The 18,127-nt window shown below is 58.6% G+C and carries 12 protein-coding genes and 2 pseudogenes; 6 read left to right on the top strand and 8 right to left on the bottom strand.

Annotated elements, in window-relative coordinates; genetic code table 11:
• The first annotated feature begins 37 nt into the window (after positions 1–37).
• On the top strand, positions 38–1,024 hold the full coding sequence (locus AC2FMY_RS19145; protein ID WP_480749574.1) for a type I glyceraldehyde-3-phosphate dehydrogenase: 987 nt from the start codon (positions 38–40) through the stop codon (positions 1,022–1,024).
• Between the two features lie 97 nt (positions 1,025–1,121).
• On the opposite strand, the gene AC2FMY_RS19150 is transcribed toward AC2FMY_RS19145, so the two are convergent.
• The 3 genes from AC2FMY_RS19150 to puuE form a co-directional block, all read right to left on the bottom strand.
• A complete protein-coding gene (locus AC2FMY_RS19150; protein WP_480749575.1) occupies positions 1,122–2,549 on the bottom strand; it encodes a uracil-xanthine permease family protein in 1,428 nt (475 codons plus the stop codon).
• Between the two features lie 62 nt (positions 2,550–2,611).
• A complete protein-coding gene (locus AC2FMY_RS19155; RefSeq protein WP_496807908.1) occupies positions 2,612–3,100 on the bottom strand; it encodes an ureidoglycolate lyase in 489 nt (162 codons plus the stop codon).
• Positions 3,097–4,512, bottom strand: a complete 1,416-nt coding sequence (puuE, locus tag AC2FMY_RS19160; RefSeq protein WP_496807909.1) for an allantoinase PuuE — start codon at positions 4,510–4,512, stop codon at positions 3,097–3,099. Before puuE ends, AC2FMY_RS19155 begins: the two co-directional genes overlap by 4 nt.
• 192 nt (positions 4,513–4,704) lie before the next feature.
• Between puuE and uraH the strand changes: the two genes are divergently transcribed.
• Together uraH and AC2FMY_RS19170 are read left to right on the top strand one after the other, a co-directional pair.
• Complete coding sequence (uraH, locus tag AC2FMY_RS19165; protein ID WP_480749578.1) at positions 4,705–5,061, top strand: hydroxyisourate hydrolase; 357 nt, start codon at positions 4,705–4,707, stop codon at positions 5,059–5,061.
• 87 nt (positions 5,062–5,148) lie between these two features.
• A pseudogene (locus AC2FMY_RS19170) lies at positions 5,149–5,909 on the top strand (IS5 family transposase).
• Positions 5,910–6,062: 153 nt separating this feature from the next.
• Here the strand turns inward: AC2FMY_RS19170 and AC2FMY_RS19175 are convergent.
• Positions 6,063–6,227 carry a hypothetical protein gene (locus AC2FMY_RS19175; RefSeq protein ID WP_496743797.1) on the bottom strand — a complete coding sequence of 55 codons (165 nt, stop codon included), beginning with the start codon at positions 6,225–6,227 and terminating at the stop codon, positions 6,063–6,065.
• Between the two features lie 46 nt (positions 6,228–6,273).
• Between AC2FMY_RS19175 and AC2FMY_RS19180 the strand changes: the two are divergent.
• Positions 6,274–6,375, top strand: a pseudogene (locus tag AC2FMY_RS19180) (transposase domain-containing protein); the annotation flags it as partial.
• Positions 6,376–6,622: 247 nt separating this feature from the next.
• Here the strand turns inward: AC2FMY_RS19180 and AC2FMY_RS19185 are convergent.
• Both AC2FMY_RS19185 and AC2FMY_RS19190 read right to left on the bottom strand, forming a co-directional pair.
• Positions 6,623–10,729 (bottom strand): translocation/assembly module TamB domain-containing protein, encoded by a 4,107-nt coding sequence (locus tag AC2FMY_RS19185; protein WP_496807910.1) that lies wholly within the window; start codon positions 10,727–10,729, stop codon positions 6,623–6,625.
• Positions 10,726–12,531 carry an autotransporter assembly complex protein TamA gene (locus AC2FMY_RS19190; protein WP_496743666.1) on the bottom strand — a complete coding sequence of 602 codons (1,806 nt, stop codon included), beginning with the start codon at positions 12,529–12,531 and terminating at the stop codon, positions 10,726–10,728. The genes AC2FMY_RS19185 and AC2FMY_RS19190 overlap by 4 nt, the downstream gene beginning before the upstream one ends.
• Positions 12,532–12,793: 262 nt before the next feature.
• On the opposite strand from AC2FMY_RS19190, the gene AC2FMY_RS19195 reads away from it, so the two are divergent.
• Positions 12,794–13,624 carry a class I SAM-dependent methyltransferase gene (locus tag AC2FMY_RS19195; RefSeq protein ID WP_496743664.1) on the top strand — a complete coding sequence of 277 codons (831 nt, stop codon included), beginning with the start codon at positions 12,794–12,796 and terminating at the stop codon, positions 13,622–13,624.
• 18 nt (positions 13,625–13,642) lie between these two features.
• On the opposite strand, the gene AC2FMY_RS19200 is transcribed toward AC2FMY_RS19195, so the two are convergent.
• A complete protein-coding gene (locus AC2FMY_RS19200; protein ID WP_496743663.1) occupies positions 13,643–14,875 on the bottom strand; it encodes a urate hydroxylase PuuD in 1,233 nt (410 codons plus the stop codon).
• Positions 14,876–14,971: 96 nt separating this feature from the next.
• Between AC2FMY_RS19200 and AC2FMY_RS19205 the strand changes: the two genes are divergently transcribed.
• Positions 14,972–15,895 (top strand): LysR family transcriptional regulator, encoded by a 924-nt coding sequence (locus tag AC2FMY_RS19205; RefSeq protein ID WP_480751580.1) that lies wholly within the window; start codon positions 14,972–14,974, stop codon positions 15,893–15,895.
• Between the two features lie 587 nt (positions 15,896–16,482).
• On the opposite strand, the gene AC2FMY_RS19210 is transcribed toward AC2FMY_RS19205, so the two are convergent.
• On the bottom strand, positions 16,483–18,127 hold a 1,645-nt coding region (locus AC2FMY_RS19210; protein WP_496807911.1), incomplete at its 5' end, for a hypothetical protein.

Consider the following 18,127-nt stretch of genomic DNA (forward strand, 5'->3'; position numbering starts at 1 on the left):
ATTGAGATCGGTCAACGCTCCTGCCATAGCTTGGCGCATGAAACTTGCGATCAACGGATTCGGCCGCATCGGCCGCACGATCCTGCGGCAGCTTCTGGCGCTCCGGCAGGATTCGGGACTTGAACTGGTGCTGATCAACGATATCGCACCATTGGAAACCTGTGCCTATCTGTTCAAATACGACAGCACCTTCGGCCCCTATCCGGGCACCGTTCTGGAAGGCGACGAAGCGTTGGTCGTGGATGGACGATCAATCCCGATGACCCACAGCAACGATCTGACCCGCGTGGATTTGACGGGTGTCGACGTTCTGCTGGATTGCACCGGCATCGCGCGCACTTCGGATGTGGCGGGACGCGGCCTGACCGCTGGGGCAGGCAAGGTCTTGATCTCGGGCCCCTCACCCGCTGCCGAAGTGACCATCGTTCTGGGCGCCAACGAGGATCACCTGGGCAATGCACGGATCGTCTCGAACGCTTCCTGCACCACCAACGGGCTAGCGCCGCTGGCCAAGTTGATCGACGAAATCGCCGGGATTGCATCGGCGCATATGACGACAATCCATTGCTACACCAACAGCCAGCCCATGGTGGACGCACCGCGCGGCGATCTGGCCCGGTCGCGCGCCGGAGCGCTGTCAATGGTGCCGACCACGTCCAGCGCGACGCATCTTATCGACACCGTACTGCCGCATCTGGCGGGTCGCATTTCAGGCGCCGCCGTAAGGGTGCCAACTGCCAGCGTCTCGGCCGTGGATCTGGTCGTCCGACTTGAACGCGGCATGAGTGCCGACGCTTTTGAGGCGGCCCTGCGCGAGGGGGTAGAGGCCTCCCCGGTTTTGGGATGGACCGACATGCCGCTGGTCTCCTCCGACCTGCGCGCGCGCGCGGAATCGCTGGTCATTGCCGGGCCAGAGACGCGGATGATCGGAGAGGATCAGGTGCGCGTGTTCGGCTGGTACGACAACGAATGGGGTTTTTCCGCCCGCATGCTCGACGTCGCCCGCCTGATGGCCGCCGGTTGATCCAGCCACGACCGCAGCACGCGGTCAGGCCCGCGCGCCTGCCCGGCGCAACTCGCACCCTTCGCACCTGCTGATGCGAAGGGTAAAGGCGGGAGCCTTATTTTCCCGTCAGACTGCCCGAACCGTGTCCCGCCATACCGCCAGACACCTCTTCGGTGGCCTCCTCCGCCAGTTCCTGTGGCAGAACCAGATTCAGAACGATTGCGATCAGCGCCGCCGGCAACAGCCCGCTGGTCATCAGGATACGCACCGTATCCGGCAGATGCTGGACGGCACCCGGCTCAAGCTGCAATCCCAGCCCGATGGACAGCGAAATCGCAAAGATCACCATGTTGCGCCGGTTCCAGTTCACGTCCGACAGCATCGAGATACCGGCAGCCACAACCATGCCGAACATCACGATCACTCCGCCACCCAACACTTCGATTGGTACGGTGCGGATGATTGCGCCCACCTTGGGGACCAACCCGCACAGGATCAAGAACAACGCACCGATGGTTACCACGTGACGGCTCATCACCCCGGTCATCGCGATCAGCCCCACATTCTGGCTGAACGAGGTATTCGGAAAGGCCCCGAACAGCCCCGCAACGGCGGTACCGATCCCGTCGGCATAGGTCGCCCCAGCAATCTCCTTGTCGGTCGCCTCGCGCCCCGCACCACCCTTGGTGATGCCCGATACATCGCCCACGGTTTCCACCGCCGAGACGAAGGCCATCAGGCAGAACCCGATGACCGCGGCGGCCGAAAACTCGAACCCGTATTTGAAGGGTACCGGCAGCGCAAAAGCCGCAGCCCGGCTCCAGCTGGTGCCAATGGCTTCAAATGTGACCATTCCAACCATCAGCGCGTATACGTACCCGGCGGCCAGGCCCACAAGTACGGCCGAGACCGACAGCATGCCGCGCGTGAAAAACTTCAGCCCCAGTGTCACCACGATCACCACCAGCGCCGCCGACCAGTTCAACATCGAGCCGTATTCCGGCGTTCCGATCGCCGGAACACCCCCTGCAGCGTACTGAATACCGACCTGAACGAGCGCCAGACCGATCATGGTGACCACCAGCCCGGTCACCAGGGGCGGCAGGGCAAAGCGGATCTTGCCGATGACCGTGCCAAGGCAGGCATGAAACAGCCCGCCAATGATGACGCCGCCGAACAAGGCGGCCAGCGCGTCAACACCCTTGCCTGCAACCAGCGGAATCATGATCGGCAGGAAGGCGAAACTCGTGCCCTGCACGATAGGCAGCGCGGCACCCACTGGCCCCACCGTAATCGTCTGCAACAGGGTGGCGACTCCGGCAAACAGCATCGACATCTGGATCAGATACAGAAGCTGAGGAAAGTCCGGCGAGTTCGAACCGAACCCGAAACCGGCTGCGCCCGCAACGATGATGGCGGGCGTCACGTTTGACACAAACATCGCCAGCACATGCTGGATGCCCAGTGGAATCGCCTTATGCAAGGCGGGTGTGTAGTCCGGATCGCGAAGCTGTTCCGGCGTTCCTATCGAAGTATCGGCCATGATCTCACTGTCCTCCCTATCAGATCTCATGGGGGCCTTGCCGCTTCTGTGGCGGCTTCATATCACGGGTCGGCCACCTCGTATGGTGTGTCGAACCAGTGTTCTTCCAGATTTGCGCTGCCTCCGATCCGGTCGACAACGGCAAACAGGCCCGGCGCATGCAGCGGGGTCAGAACACCGTGCCACGTTCCGCGGTGGAAATTCACCACCTGTCCGGGCTCGGTCCGAAATGCCCGCGGTCGGCCAGGTTTGCCGCCCTCATCCTCGGCGACGACGACCAGAAAGGGCTGGTGACTCATCGGCACAAAGGCCTGACTGCCCTCCGGATGGCGTTCCACCAGATCCAGTTGGTATGGCAATTTGCGCGGGGTGGCATCGAACAGGCTGATCCCTGCCCGCCCATCCGCAAAATCCAGTTGCGCCCGGTCGTGATACCGCCCGCATTGACCTTGATTGATGATCTTGTCTGGATCGCCCGACGTGTCGATGAGATCGCCAAAAGGCGCAAATGCCCCGGCCGAGATCGGCTCGATCATGATACGCTCGCTCATGACGACAAAAGGTCCCGCAACCGGAATTCGGCGATCCGTTCGACTTGACGGCAGGCCTCGGCAAACTCCTTTTCCCGACCCTGTTCGATCCGGCGTTGGAACGCCTCCAGTATCGACGCCTTGTCATGGTCCCGCACAGCGATGATGAAGGGGAAGCCGAACTTGCCGACATAACGCGTATTCAGATCGGAAAAAGTCTCGCGTTCCTGATCGGTCAGCGCATCCAGACCCGCCGAGGCCTGTTCCGAGGTGCTCTCCGCCGTCAACCGCTTGGCCTGCGCCAGCTTGCCGGCCAGATCCGGGTGCGCAGTCAGAACACCCATGCGCTCTTCGTCCGAGGCCGACCGGAACATGCGCGCCAACGCATTGTGCAACCCGCCCGCCGTGTCATGCGCCGGACCTAGCTCCAGCTCATAGGCGCGCTCGGCAATCCACTCCGAATGTTCGAAAACCCCGCCATAGGTCGACACGAACTCATCGCGACTCATCCGAGAGGGGCGAGGCCTTGCAACAGGCGGATGGGTCGCGGCCCAATGTTCGGCAATCTGCAGGCGCGTGGCGAACCATACATCCGGCAGCCCGCGCGCATAGTCAAGAAAACGCTTCAGCGCCATCACCCGTCCGGGCCGCCCGATCAGGCGGCAATGGAGCCCGATCGACATCATCCTGGGCGCGCCCGCGACCCCCTCGGCGTAAAGCGCGTCAAGACTGTCCTTGAGGTAGGAATAGAACTGGTCGCCTGAATTGAATCCCTGAGGGGTGGCGAACCGCATGTCATTGCAATCAAGCGTATAGGGCACGATCAACTGATCCCGCCCGTCAATATTGCGCCAATAGGGCAGATCATCGTCATAGGTGTCGGCGACATAGTCCATCCCCGCCTCCGCCGCCAGCCGCACGGTGTTCATCGAACACCGCCCCGTATACCACCCCCGCGGGCGCGAGCCGGTCACCTCTGTGTGCAGCCGGATCGCCTCGGCAATCTGGGCGCGCTCCTCGTCCTCGGCCATGTCCTTGTGCTCAACCCATTTCAATCCGTGGCTGGCAATCTCCCATCTGGCCGATTTCATCGCCGCCACCTGGTCGGGCGACCGGGCAAGTGCAGTGGCGACGCCATAAACTGTGATCGGCAGATCCTTCATCAGCCGGTGCAAGCGCCAGAACCCGGCCCGCGCGCCGTATTCGTAGATCGACTCCATGTTCCAGTGCCGCTGGCCCGGCCACTGCGCCGCACCAACGATCTCGGACAGGAACGCCTCTGACGCCGCATCACCATGTAATGTGCAGTTCTCGCCACCCTCTTCGTAATTCAGCACGATCTGCACCGCGACCTTGGCGCCGTTCGGCCATTTCGCGTCGGGCGGCGTCGCGCCATGACCTATCATGTCGCGGGGGTAACGGGGCGGGGTCATGTGTCCTGGGTCTCCGGATATCTTCGACTATTCAATCAATAGCCCAGAAATTGCATCAGGATTTTCAAATCAATCAAGACAGTGTTTCCAAAATCAGCCGTACTAGCGGCAGCACCGGTTTCCATGCAACAGTGAAACTCCAATCCAATTCCGACCGAACGGTATGCCCTAAAATGGAAAACGGAGATATTCATGGCCGGTTATCTGACTACCCATGTTCTCGACACCGCGTCGGGACTACCCGCTGCTGGAATGAAAATCGTACTCTACCGGATTGATGGTTCTGACCGCACCGAACTGGTGCAAGTGACCACCAACTCCGACGGCCGCACAGACAATCCGATCCTTCCACAGGATACGTTCCGCACCGGAACCTACGAACTTGAGTTTTTTGCCGGCGACTACCTTCGTGCCCAAGGCGGCGACCAACCCGAACCGCTGTTTCTCGACGTAATCCCGATCCGCTTTGGCATGTCGGACGCGACCGCGCATTACCACGTGCCCCTGCTTCTGTCGCCATTCAGCTATTCCACCTATCGCGGCAGCTAGGCCGTGTTGACAAAAGGGATTCACATCTGTCGGCGGGCATGATTCAAGCTGGTATCTACGACGAAGACCAGCTTGGCACGAGACCTGATGTCGGACGAGGAATGGGCGTTCTTTGAGCGGTTCATCCTGGCTGTCCGCGCCCCGAATGGACGCAAGGCTATCAACCACCGCCTTGTTCTTGATGGGATTTTCTGGATTTCCAGGACAGGGGCTCCGTGGCGCGACCTGCCGGAAGAGTTCGGCAAGTGGTTCAGCGTCTACCGACAGTTTCGGCGCTGAACACTGGCGGGGATATGGGAAGAGATTATGGACGCCTTGAACCGAAGTGGAGCAGTGCCAGACGCCCTGCAAATGATCGATAGCACCGTAATCCGCGCCCATCATCAGGCAGCGGGTGCAAAAGCGGGACTCCGCGACAGGGTTTTGGCCGTTCGAGAGGTGGCTTCACGACCAAGATCCACCTTCTCGTAAACGCACACGGCTTGCCTATGAGGACCGAGATCACACCGGGCCAGACATCTGACTATCGTGGTTTCGATTTGGTCATGGCAGATAATCTGCCTCAGCCGCGCGTGTTATTAGCAGATCGCGGCTATGATGCTGACAAAATACGCAAAAAGATGAATGATCGAGATGTGATGACCCAGATTCCCATGCGGAAAACCAGAAAGATGCGCGTTGGCGTCGACCGCTCACTTTATCGTCTGCGAAATCGGGTCGAGCGCTGCTTCAACAAGCTCAAGAACGCTCGGCGTGTTGCAACCCGCTACGACAAGACCGCAGAAAGCTTCCTGGGATTCATCGATATAACGTCCATCCGACTTTGGCTTCGCCATTTGTCAACATGACCTAGCCGTTCCAAAACCCCGTGACAAAACGTTTGGGACATAGGATCGGTTTTTGTCATCATAGGGCATGATCATCGGATACGCTCGCATTTCAACCACAGACCAGCATCTTGAGGATATGATGGAATGAACATCTCCTGATCCCTCATCACATCAGGCCAACAGATCAAACAGCCCGTCGGCTGTCTTTATCATGATCGAGTCCAGGTCGGCACCATCCTGAAGGACCCAGGCGACCTGCCCGGTTGGCAGGTACCTGACAAATGCCTCGGCGACACCATCGCTGCCCCGACCAGAGGTGACAGCGAATGACACCACGAAACTGCCCGCATTTCCGTTTGCCTAGGTTTCCAGGCGGTCTCACCCATTCGCCTATCTCAAGGCCACTCTCGAAGCCATCGCAGCAGGACATCCAAAGAACCAAATCGACGACCCGCTCCCCTGGAACTTCAAGCAGTCAAGCTGAATGCCCAGCGGTCTTCGGCCACCGCTTAAGGCGAGGACGCGCTGCTTGAAGGCCTTTGGCGAGCGCATTGCGGCAAGAGACCCAGACCGCAGAAATCCGCATCCGCATCGCCCTCATGAACCGCCGAAATCAAACGCGTGGCATGACGTCGGCAGGGTAAGGGTCTTCACGCCTCAAACGCGAGTTTCGCAACAACGGCGGGTGACTGTTGCGCAACCGCTCTGCAGCGACGACAAAGCTCCGGACTTCAGTAGTCGCGCTCGAAAAAAACGCCGATCCCTGTTTCGCCGTTGCCGTCCACTGTGCCACGGACGGTCAAATTGTCGGTAACGTCGAGATTCAGATTCACTTCGGTTTCGCCCTGGGTGTTGACGGTGAAATCAGTATAAAGGTTTTCGCCCAGATACCCGCCTGCGCCAAGCAAGCCGCCGCCGCCGGATGCCGGGGCCAGTTCGATATTGCTGAGGCCGGTCTTTTCACGGACACCCTTGGTGACGTCGCCGCCCACACCGCTGAGTTGCGCTAGGGAGGCCGCCATCTGGGCAATCACAAAAGGTGACAGCTGCGAGAATTCGTTACCAAAGAGTAGCATTGCCAAGGCCTCTTCGGCGGGACGTTCCGGGTCTGCATAGACTTCGATCTCGGGGGCGTTCAGGGGGCCGGAAATCTCGATGGTGGCGGTGCCGTCGGATGTGGTCGCGGTCGAGGCGAATTCCAGATAGGGGGTCAGGTTGCCCTGAAGGGTGACCAGCCCCTTGGTCAGGTTCAGGCGTCTGGCCAGAATGTCAAAGGTGCCGCGGATCAGTTCGATTTGGCCGGATGGCACGACCTTGGCTGTGGAGCCGCCGATATGGAGTTTGCCGCCCAGTTCCGCGTTCACACCGCGCCCGCGCACAAACACGCGGTTTGGTGCGTTCAGGCTGATATCCAATGAAATGCGAGAGCTTTTGTCCTGCCCGTTGCCGGTTTTGATCAGGTTGGCGCGCTCCAGCGTGGCATAGACAGGGCCGCTTTCGCCGACATGCTGCATCGGCGGGATCGGGGCCGCACCCACCGCACCCGAGGCGGCGGCGAGGTTGATGTTGGTTTCGCCAAACTCAATCTGCCCGGCCAGAGCGCTGTTGCCGGCCAATGGCCCCGACATCACGATCTGACCGTTCAGGGTGGTTTCGTAAAGCAGTTTGTCTGTCAGAACAAACTGGTTGATCGAGGTGGAGATCTGTCCGTCGAAGGGCGGATTGAGCGATACCGGCCCCGAGACGGAAAAGCCACCGCCGTTCCGCCCCTGACCGTTCAGTGCGAGGGTTGCACGGCTGCTGGCCAGTGTGACAGTGCCGCCAATGTTGGTGAGTGTTTGCCCCGCATTGGGAATGGCGAATGTGGTGCCCGATGTGGAAATCGTTCCCGACAACGCGTCAAGCCCGGGGTTACCTTTGAGGGCCAGATCGTATCGGGCCGAACCCGCGATCTTGTTCGGCGTGATGAACCGGTTGGCGATGCCGATATTGACGCCGCCTGTCGCCGACATGTCGGCCAGGCCGGTGCCTTCGTCAAACGTGCCCGCGACCTTGGTTTCGATATTGGCCGGGCCGGCGGCGCTGGCATCGACTGTCCAGACGCCATTCTTGCGCTTGGCGTTGCCCTTGGCAGTGGCAGAACCGGGAAATTCCGGCAAGAACCGCTCGATCCGGTCGAGGCGGGCGTCAAAATCGAAATCTGCGTCCCCCTTTGTTTCCGCCGTGCCGACCAGATGGGCAAAGGAGGTGTCGGGGCCAGTGAGGCGAATGTCGCCCTTTATGCCTTTGCCGGTTGGCGTGACATCCCCATTGAGGGTCAGCGGGCCGGTAATGGTCGAAGAAACCCGGGCGAGATTGTCCAGCGCGGCCTCCACCGTGAGGCTGCCATTTTCTTCACGCAGATCGCCCTTCGCGCTGGCGCTGAGCGCGGTGCCGTCCAGATTGAAGGTGCGAATATCCAAACCTTGCGCATCGCGGGAGGCGTCCATGGTCAGGGTCGTTCGGCCCTCGATCAGCGCGTCCGCTTTTTCGATGCCGGTTTTCAGATCGCTGGCCTTAACGTCGAGTTTCAGATCGAACAGGAGGGATTTCACGGTTGCGCTGCCCTGCGCATCGGCGGTGATGGAGCCCGCCAGATCAAACCCCGCAAGACCTGAAAAAACCGAAAGATCAGGCGCGTCGAGTTGGGCCTGACCCTCGACAGACATGACCCCGGTCGGGTCGGTTACGGTTGCAACCACGTCAGCGTCCAGAGCGTCGGCATTGACGACGGCCTTGCGAACGACGATCTGATCGCCCGTTCGCGCGGCGTTCAGCGAGATGTGGGTCTGACCGGCAATTACCGGGTCGATCTCGGTCAGGCCGGTTTTCAGGTTCTGGCCGATGATCTCGGCCTTGCCATCGAATTCAAGCGTTTCGGGCGTACCCTTGCCCGTGACCGAAGCGTCCACCGCGCCGCCCAGATCATACCCGGCCAGTGCCGAGAACACCGACAGGTCCGGAGCGTTGACCCTAGCATTCCCGTCAACGGTCAGTTTGCCATCAGGTTGCGAGACTTTGGCCGCCGCTTCTGCCCTTAACGCCGTGCCAGCCAGCGTTGCCTTGCGGATGCTCAGACCCTGGCCATCGCGCACTGCGTCCAGAGCAATGGTTGTCTCGCCAATGATCAGAGGGTCGATGTCGGCACGACCCGTGGCGAGGTTGCGGCCTTGCATTTCCAACTGGCCGTCAAAGCTGCCGCCCAGGGGTGATCCCGTGCCAGCCAGTCTGGCAATAACTTCACCCGCCAGATCCATATTTGCGAGGCCCGAGAATCGCGACAGATCCGATGCGGTCAATGCTGCCGATCCGTCCATCTCGAAGCCGGAGTTCAACCCGTCAATGACCGTGTCCACTGACAGCGTGTAATCAGACCCGAACAGTTCGAAATTCGAAAGCTTGAGGCTCTGCTCTCCGGTCAGCCCGAACAGGCCATCCAGCGTGATGCGGTTGCCGATAGCATCCTGAAGGCTGGGGTCCGAGAAGGCGATGCCGTCAAGCAGGGCCTGAAGGTCGCCATCGAGTTCGGGCACGTCGCCCTGCGAGAATGTGCCTTGCGCGGTAAGGCGTGCGCGACCCAGTTTCAGCTCGGGTGTCTCCAGATCGCGTGCGGTCAAGCTCAGATCCCAGAGGTCACCGTTGGCGGCATCGTAAAGCAGGGAAAGCTGTGCCGCGTCCAGTGTGGTGCGTGGTTCGGCAATCGGCAGGACGACCGGTTGAGTGCCGGGCGGGGTGATCCGCCCCTGTAGTGCGGCTTTGTTCAGCTTGCCGCCCCCAGCAAGGCTGAGTTCGCCGGACAAATGCAATGCTTCGGTTGTCACTTCAAACTCGGGGATGTCGAACGCGCCTTCAGCTTTGGTACGTCCATCAACGAACAGGCGGGTTTCGGTGCCGAAGAACGGGTCGAACTCCTCGGCCAACAATGGTGTGACGTCACCACCGATATCGGCGGTAAAGCGGATACCCGAAGAGTCATCCGTTGCCGTTGCGCCGAGACCGCGCAACCGGACCTGCCCTGCGATCCGTTGGGTGTCATCGCTGGTCAGGCCAAGATCGGCGGTGAAATCCGTCACCGGGCCGTCGCCTTTGGCGGTAACAAGCAGCGGCGGTTCGCCGGGGATTTTCAGAGCTTTCGAGATCAGGCCGCCTTGATCTTCTACGATTTTCAGATCCAGGCCGATGGTGTTGTTTTCGTTCTGGAAACTGGCGGTCAGGCTGGCCGTGTCACCGGGCCGGTCAAGCCGGGTGATATCGAGATCGGTATCCAACTCACCGTCCGCGAGGGATAGGGCACCTGTCAGGGACAGGTCGGCGGCCAACCCAAGCAGCGGCTCTCCCAATGCCAGCTTGTCGATGCCGATCTTTCCGATCTCGACCGAAACCGGCAGTTCCGGCACCTGGAAGGGCTGGGCCTCGGGGCTGGGCAGTTCCGGGTCGGGGGGCAAGGGTTCGGGCGCGCGCGCGACGCTGATTTCCGCCGCCGTCAGTTCGTTGACCGAAAAACGGCCTCGCAATAGCGCCAGTCGGTTCCAGTCGAGCACCGCATTGTCGATGGTCAGCCAGACGCCGTCCTCATCAGATACCGTAATCTGCTGGATCGTCGCCTTGGAGCTGAGCGCGCCTTCGAGCCCGCGCACCTTGATGTAACGGGAATCGGTCGACAACGTGTCCTGCAGGAAGTTGGCCAACAGACCGCCTTCACCCTCTTCCGCCTGATCCTGCGACTGGGCCCGGACAAGAGGAGAGGCCACGCCGAAAACACAGGCGATGACAAGGGGATATGCCAGTGTGTGCTTCAAAACGCCTGTCCGATCCCGATATAGAATTGCAGCCCCTCGCCGGTATCGCCGGACACCGGATAAGCCAGGTCGAATCTGAGCGGACCGAAACCGCCGATGTCATAGCGTACACCAATACCGGCTCCGGAATGAGAGTTGGTGTTGCCGGTTGCAAAGGCGTTGCTGTCCACCGCGCCGAAATCATAGAAGCCGACCAGCGACAGGTTTTCGGTGACTCGCCCGCGCACTTCGGCGGACAGGCCCAGGAACGCGCGCCCGCCCGCGACCTCGTTGCCGACCGGAATGCCGAGACTTTCGAAAGGCTGCCCGCGCACGGTGCCCGCGCCACCCGAAAAGAACAGAAAGTCGGGGGTCACGGCATCCGCCGACGGTCCCATCACCGAACCGATCTGCACCCGGCCCGCCAGCACCAGCGCGCCGCCGGTGCCAAGATCCCAGTAACCCCGGCCATCAGCATAGACACGCATCCCCGATTGCGCCCCGGAAAACCCTGCAAAAGGCATCACCTGCGCATCCAGATAGAACCCCTTTGTGGCGCTGACCCTGCTATCGCGCTGGTCCCATTCTGACCGGAAGGGAAGGATGAAGTAGCGGAATTTGCGGCCGTCGCCATAAGCGTCGTCGGAATCGGAATAGTGCAGTCCAAGCCAGGCTTCGGCATAGAGCCGGTCAGAAAAGGTGCGGCGCGCACCATAGCCCAACTGGCCCAGTGTCACGTTGTAATGCGTCCTGTTCCGACGTTCCAACTGCGCGATGTAGAATGTGCTGTCATCCGGACCCAGCCGCGCCGGTTCATCCAGACGCAGGCCAATGCGTCCATCGATGTCCTCGGTTCCGCCAATGTTGCGCACGCTGGCTTCGAACCGGAAGCGTTCGGCATTGCCGAAGAGGTTGCGGTGCATCCACGTGGTACTGACGTCGATCCCCTGGTTCGAGGATATCTCGCCCCCAAAGGTGAAGCGCCGTTTGGGCATGTCTTCGAATGTGGCATCGAAATCAAGCGTGCCGTCAGGGTTGGGGTTTTCGTTTTCCTGCAGGGATACGACGCTGAAGGCTCCGGTGCGCCGAAGGCGGGTGCCGACCTTTTGCACCTGTGCGGGTGAAAACACCTCGCCGGTTGGAAAGCCGGCAATTTTCTCGATGGCTTCGGGGCGAACGTCGCTTTTGCCATGAATGAACATCTGGCCAAAGGTCAGTTTCGGCCCGGGCAGCAATTCGATATCCGAATCCAGTCGGGCCTCGGAATGGCGGGCAATGACCCGTTGTCCACCGACGCTGGCCTTGGCGTGGCCGTCGTTTTTCCACGCGCGCACTCCGCCTGTGGCGGCGTCTTGAATCACGCCGGTCGAAGCTGCGCCACCCGGCTTGTACTCGTCTGGCAGGACTGTGCCGTCCGCAAGTGGGCCGATTTCGGCGGAACCAAAACGGAAGGGGGGGCCGGTCTGCACCGCGATGTCGATCCGGTTGACCTGATTGGGCGTGTTCAACGGATCGATGTCCGCCGCCTCACGCCCATCCAGCCGGATATTGACAACCGGGCTGAAAAAGCCCTCGTCATAAAGGATCTGTACCAGGGTGCGATAGTCGGACAGCGCGGCGGACAACAGTTCGATCGGCGTATCCAGCCCGCGCGCCTCGGCGGTCAGGACCGATGAGGTCTCCTCGATCCGCTTGCGCAGCTCTTTCGAGGCGCCGGGCGCGGTCAGGGTGGTGTCAAGGGCAAAAGCAAGGTCGGGAAGCGCCAAAGCGCAGATCGTGATCAGCCCGGATTTCAGGGCAATCCACGGTCTGTTGAACTTCATTGCCTGGCCCCCGAACGCTCGAACCTGCCTGAGAAAGTCTTTGCGGTATGGAAGTCCCACCGCTCTATTTCCGATAGTTAGAGCACTTGAAGCCAGCGATGAAAAGGGAAATTGGCCGCGACGGCGCAATGAACCGGGTTCGACAATCATCGGCGATATGGCAAGAAGCACCAGTGACTGCCCCTGTCGGTCATGGAACTGACGATATGTGATAGACTGACATCACATCGAGGCTTTGCAAGTGCCTCGGAAAGGGGGGAGCGTGGCTGAACTCAACAAGACCGACCCGGACTATGTTCTTGGGGCGACGCAGGACGAACATCTTCGATTGAAAAGCCAATCCGATTTCATCGACCCGTTCACCAGACGGCTATTTCTGCAGGCGGGGATTGGTCCCGGAATGAACGTGCTGGATATCGGCTGTGGCGCGGGTGACGTGTCGATGCTGGTACGCGAGATTGTGGGACCCGAGGGATCGGTTCTTGGCGTGGATCGGGAAGAAAACTCGATAGCCGCCGCCAGAAGCAGGGCTGATTCAATGAAACTCGGGAACGTAACGTTTCGGGCCGCCGATTTCCGTGAGGTGGATGGTGGCGATACACAATTCGACGCGCTGGTGGGGCGACTCGTCCTGATGTATCAACCGGATGTTTCCGCAGCGCTCAGGGCGGTTTTGCCTCGAGTCCGCCCCGGCGGCATCGTTGCCTTTCACGAACACGACCTGTCGGTTCCCGCCATGGGCCATCCCCGATTGCCGTTGCGTGAAAAGGTCAGTGGCTGGTTATGGGAAACATTCCGGCGATCAGGCGCAGAGACCAGCATGGGGTACAAACTCTATTCGGCCTTTCGGGCCGCCGGGTTGAGGAAACCGAACCTTCTGGCCGAAGCGATCATCGACACGCCGGGGTCGTCGTATTCCTGGGCCATGATGACGCGGGTCATGCTGCCCAAGATGATCGAATACGGGGTCGCCACCGAAGAAGAGGTTGATATTGAAACTCTCGATCAACGGCTCAGCGACGAGATCGACGGGACCGACACCATCGCGGTGGACTTTCTGGCCTTCGGGGCCTGGGCCCGGATGCCCACCTGATCGCGGTGGGGTGCGGGATTACCCGCCGGCGGCTCGGAACCAGCGCACGATGGCGGAACGGTCTTCGGGTTCCATGAAGGTGACGTTTGCGGGCGGCATGGCATGACTGAGACCCGCTTGCAGATAGATCGCCTTGGCGTTTCGGGCTATGTCAGCCTCGGTTTCCAGCAACACGCCTTTGGGCGCCCACAGGATACCTTCCCAGACTGGCTCGCGCGAATGGCACATCGAACAGCGGCCCAGCACCACGTCATGCGCCTCGGTGAACCCGTCCGCAGCGGCAAAACGCTGCTCGTACGGGGTCAGTGCCTGTGCCTCTTCGTCATCCAGCGGCTGGTATACGGGCGCGGCGGTAGACAGCCACATGATGGCAAGGAACAGCAGCGCCGTGACCAGCCAGGTCCAGGTGGGGTTTCCTGCGCGGGCATGGGTGGTGTTGAAGTAATGCCGGATCGTGACCCCCATCAGGAAGACGAGCGCTGCGATGATCCAGTTATACTCGGACGCGAAGGCCAAAGGATTGTGGTTCGACAACATCAGGAACACGACCGGCAAAGTCAGATAATTGTTGTGGGTCGACCGTAGCTTGGCGATTTTGCCGTATTTCGGATCGGGGGTGCGGCCGTTTTTCAGGTCGTCCACCACGATGCGCTGGTTCGGCATGATGATGAAGAACACGTTGGCGGTCATGATCGTGGCAGTGAATGCGCCCAGATGCAGCATCATGGCGCGGCCGGTGAAGATCTGGTTGTAGCCCCAGCCCATGATCACCAGCAGCACAAACAGCAGAACCATCAGCAGGGTCGGGCGTTCGCCAAGACCGGATTTGCAAAGGAAATCGTAAACCAGCCAGCCGATGGTCAGCGAGGCGGCAGAGATCAGGACTGCCTGCCAGACCGCCAGATCGGCCTTGGCGGTGTCGATCAGATAAAGCTCGGCCCCGGCCCAATAGACCAGCATCAAAAGCGCGGCCCCGCTGAGCCAGGTGGAATAGCTTTCCCATTTGAACCAGGTCAGATGGTCGGGCATCTGCTCAGGGGCCACCAGAAACTTTCGGATGTGATAGAAACCGCCGCCATGAACCTGCCACTCCTCACCGTGCGCACCGGGTGGCAGGTCGGGCGCCTTGCGCAGGCCGAGGTCCAGAGCAATGAAATAAAAGGATGATCCGATCCAGGCAATGGCGGTGATCACGTGCAGCCAGCGCACTGCGAAAGCGGCCCAGTCCCAGAACGCGACATAGTCATACATGGCAAATTCTCCGATTTGTTGACGCCAGACTAGGCAAATGCTGATTTATTCGGTATTCCTGTTAATTGCCAAGCTGTATCAAAAATTTCCGAAAAGATGTCCTATCTCGATAATATCCGCACTTTCGTCCGGGTCTATGAACTGGGCAGCATGTCCGCCGCCGGGCGTGACCTGCGCATTTCACCGGCGGTGACCTCGGCCCGGATTTCCCAATTGGAGGATCATCTGGGCGTGCGTCTTTTCCAGCGCACGACGCGCAACCTGACCGCCACCGAACAAGGGCGGGCCTTCTATCCCGGCGCGGTAGCTGTCCTTGAATCGGTGAACCAGGCCGAAGCTCAGGTCATGCACCTGACCGAAGCGCCGCGCGGCTCGCTTTTCGTTGCGGCACCTCTCGGGGTCGGTCGACGGCTGCTTGCACCACAGGTGCCGGAGTTCCTGTCGGAGTATCCCGAGATCGATGTACGGCTGCGATTGACGGATCGGACAATCGATCTGACCACCGAAGGTCTGGATCTGGCCTTTTTTATCGGCCAGCCCGAGGACAGCAACTTGCGCATCCGTAAGATCGCAGATTGCCAGCGAGTGTTATGCGCCGCACCCGACTACCTCAAACGTCGCGGCAACCCCGCAAACGGTGCCGCGCTGATCTCGGAAAAGCACGAATGCCTGAATCTGCGTTTCCCGGGGGCGACGGAATTCCAGTGGTTGCTGCAGACATCTGACGGGCCACGGCGCTTTGCGGTTTCGGGCCGGTTCGAATGCGACGACGGCGACGTATTGACCGATTGGGCGCTGTCAGGACAGGGGATCGCGATGAAACCCGTCTTTGAGATCGCCGAGCATCTGAAAGCGGGTCGGCTGATACCGGTTGCGCAGGACAACCCGCCCGTTCCGGTGCAGATGGCTTGCCTTTACACGCACCGCCGTCACCAGGATCCCAAAACGCGCCTTTTCATGGAATTCATGACCAAGCGCCTGGGTCAGGTCGTACGCGACGCCGAAGCCAAGGCGGCCTGAACGGGCAAGGGCGCAGCCCCTCTTGCCCTTCGGGCAATTCACCCCGGGGTATTTTTTAACCAGAAAAAAGCGGAAACGCGCATATGCTTGTTTCTCGTCGCAATTACCCTAGGGAGTTTGAGGGACAGCGTCCCTCAAGAATGTCAATGAGCGTTTAAAACTGACCCGGTTTCATCGATTGAAATTGCCCCACCCTTTGTGGTGCAAAGCCCCCAGACGGGCTGCCGTCATATAGCGAGTTCGTCTGGGGGCAAGTGACTGTCCGGCGAAGGCGGATTTTCAATTGGTTGACTTTTGGGGCGGCTGACATGCGAAATCACTGCCAGCCTCAAACTCGAAATTCAACTGCCCCACACTTTGCGGTACACTCCATAGAAGACGACCGCGAACAGAATCACATACTTTGGATATTGCGCGGTCTCACGCTTATTTCAGTCCTCGCCAAATATCTTGGCAATGCCAGCCTAGGGACCCCTCAACCAGACAATCCAGAAACGCCGCTTGCTGCATCAACAGAACGTGGCGAAGATTGAAAGTACAGCGAACCTGATCCTCCTATACGATCAAACGCTCGTGTTCCAATTCATTCAATTACGAATATTCTGCCTTATATTCAATTTCACATTCTCGAATGCACTAGCCCATGTAGAAACACTGTCTTGGCGTACTACTGTCATATCTGGATACCATCTAGACATAGAATCGTTATTGTCGAAAAACCAATGCGGTTTTGCATTCAATAGATTGATCACAGGCTTCCCAATTGATCCGGCCAAATGTGCCAGACTGTTATCAACTGTCACTATCACATCCATTGATTCAATAGCTAACAACAATGCAGGCAGGTCTGAAATTGATGCACCCAAGTCCGATATCAACAGATCGGCGCCAGTAGCTTCCAGCCGTTTTCCCTCTGTTCCCGGTTGAAGGCTGAAAAAGTTGATATCCTCTTCAGTCACAGCCAGTTTTATGAACTCAGAAATAGGTCCTATCCGATCACGCTTACCGACCGTAGGAGAATCGCCAGCCCATGCAATACCAACCTTGAGTTGCCCATCAGAATCGTCGATCTTCACTTCATTCCGGGAAGGCTTTCCCGGACTCCACCTAACAGGTGCCGGGATGTCGTCCTCCGCTTTCATAATATTTCCAGGTAAGTCAAGAAGAGAACAGAAGTAGTCGAAATCTTCCGAACAAAGAGACGATAGTGACCGCGAATTTTGGTCGGACCATCGTTCATTTTTTTCGGCCCCATCATATATCTCAGAACTCACTACAGTATCAGCAAGCCCCGACGGAAAAACTTCCATCAATTGTTTACTACAAGAAAAGGTCGTTATTGCACCCTGTTCTTTTAATGGCTGCAGGAAGCGAGAAAGTAGAATTGTATTTATAGAATCCTTCTCCGACAAAACCAGAATGCGGCAACCCTCTACATCTTCGCCTCGCCAGCGAGGGACACTAGCAAGCGATGATGGTAGGGCATTGTCACTGTTGGAAAAGATATCAGCCGCCAATCTCCAGTTATTCAACGCCTTGGAATCATGTATTTTTGCCAAGGCAAGTTCTAACTTACATTCTTTGCTATCTGGATACTTAATAGACAATTCTTCAATCATATTTAATGCAGAAGAACCATCACCGCAATCTCTCTTGATTCGAGCCAGCCGAATCATATTCAGCAAACTTGAATCAAAATCCACCGATTTTTGAGCGTTTTTAATAGCCATCTCGTACTCACCCAAATCCGTGAGCAGCAGTGCATAGTTCATTAAAAGATCGGAATCAGTATTCCCAAAATCTTTCTTGGCGCGACGATAACATCCTACTGCTGCGGCCAGCCGTCCAAGATATCGATTACACACGCCCATATTATTCAAAACATGAATGTCTACATACCCAATTCCTGTAAGTTTTGTATAAATCTGCAACGCTACATCGTAATTACCTTCCTTCATAAACTTTAATGCCATCTCCAAGGCGGTGGAAATGTGCTTTTCCGGATCATTCAAAAAATCCAGGAGTTCTTTTGGTAACCCGTTTGCCCCGTCGCCCCCTAGATCTTTGCTCTCTAGCGATGTAAAATCTGCCAATTTTTCACCCTCATTTGTGTTTACATTTTGTTTGACGTCAGCGCCAATGGGACAGTTTAGGTTGATTTGATAAGGGAGGGTTTCTGGCTCATCGTAACCATCAAGGAGTGGAGATGAGACAGAAACCCGGAACCAAGCA

It is taken from the genome of Ruegeria sp. YKSE079, assembly GCF_059612845.1.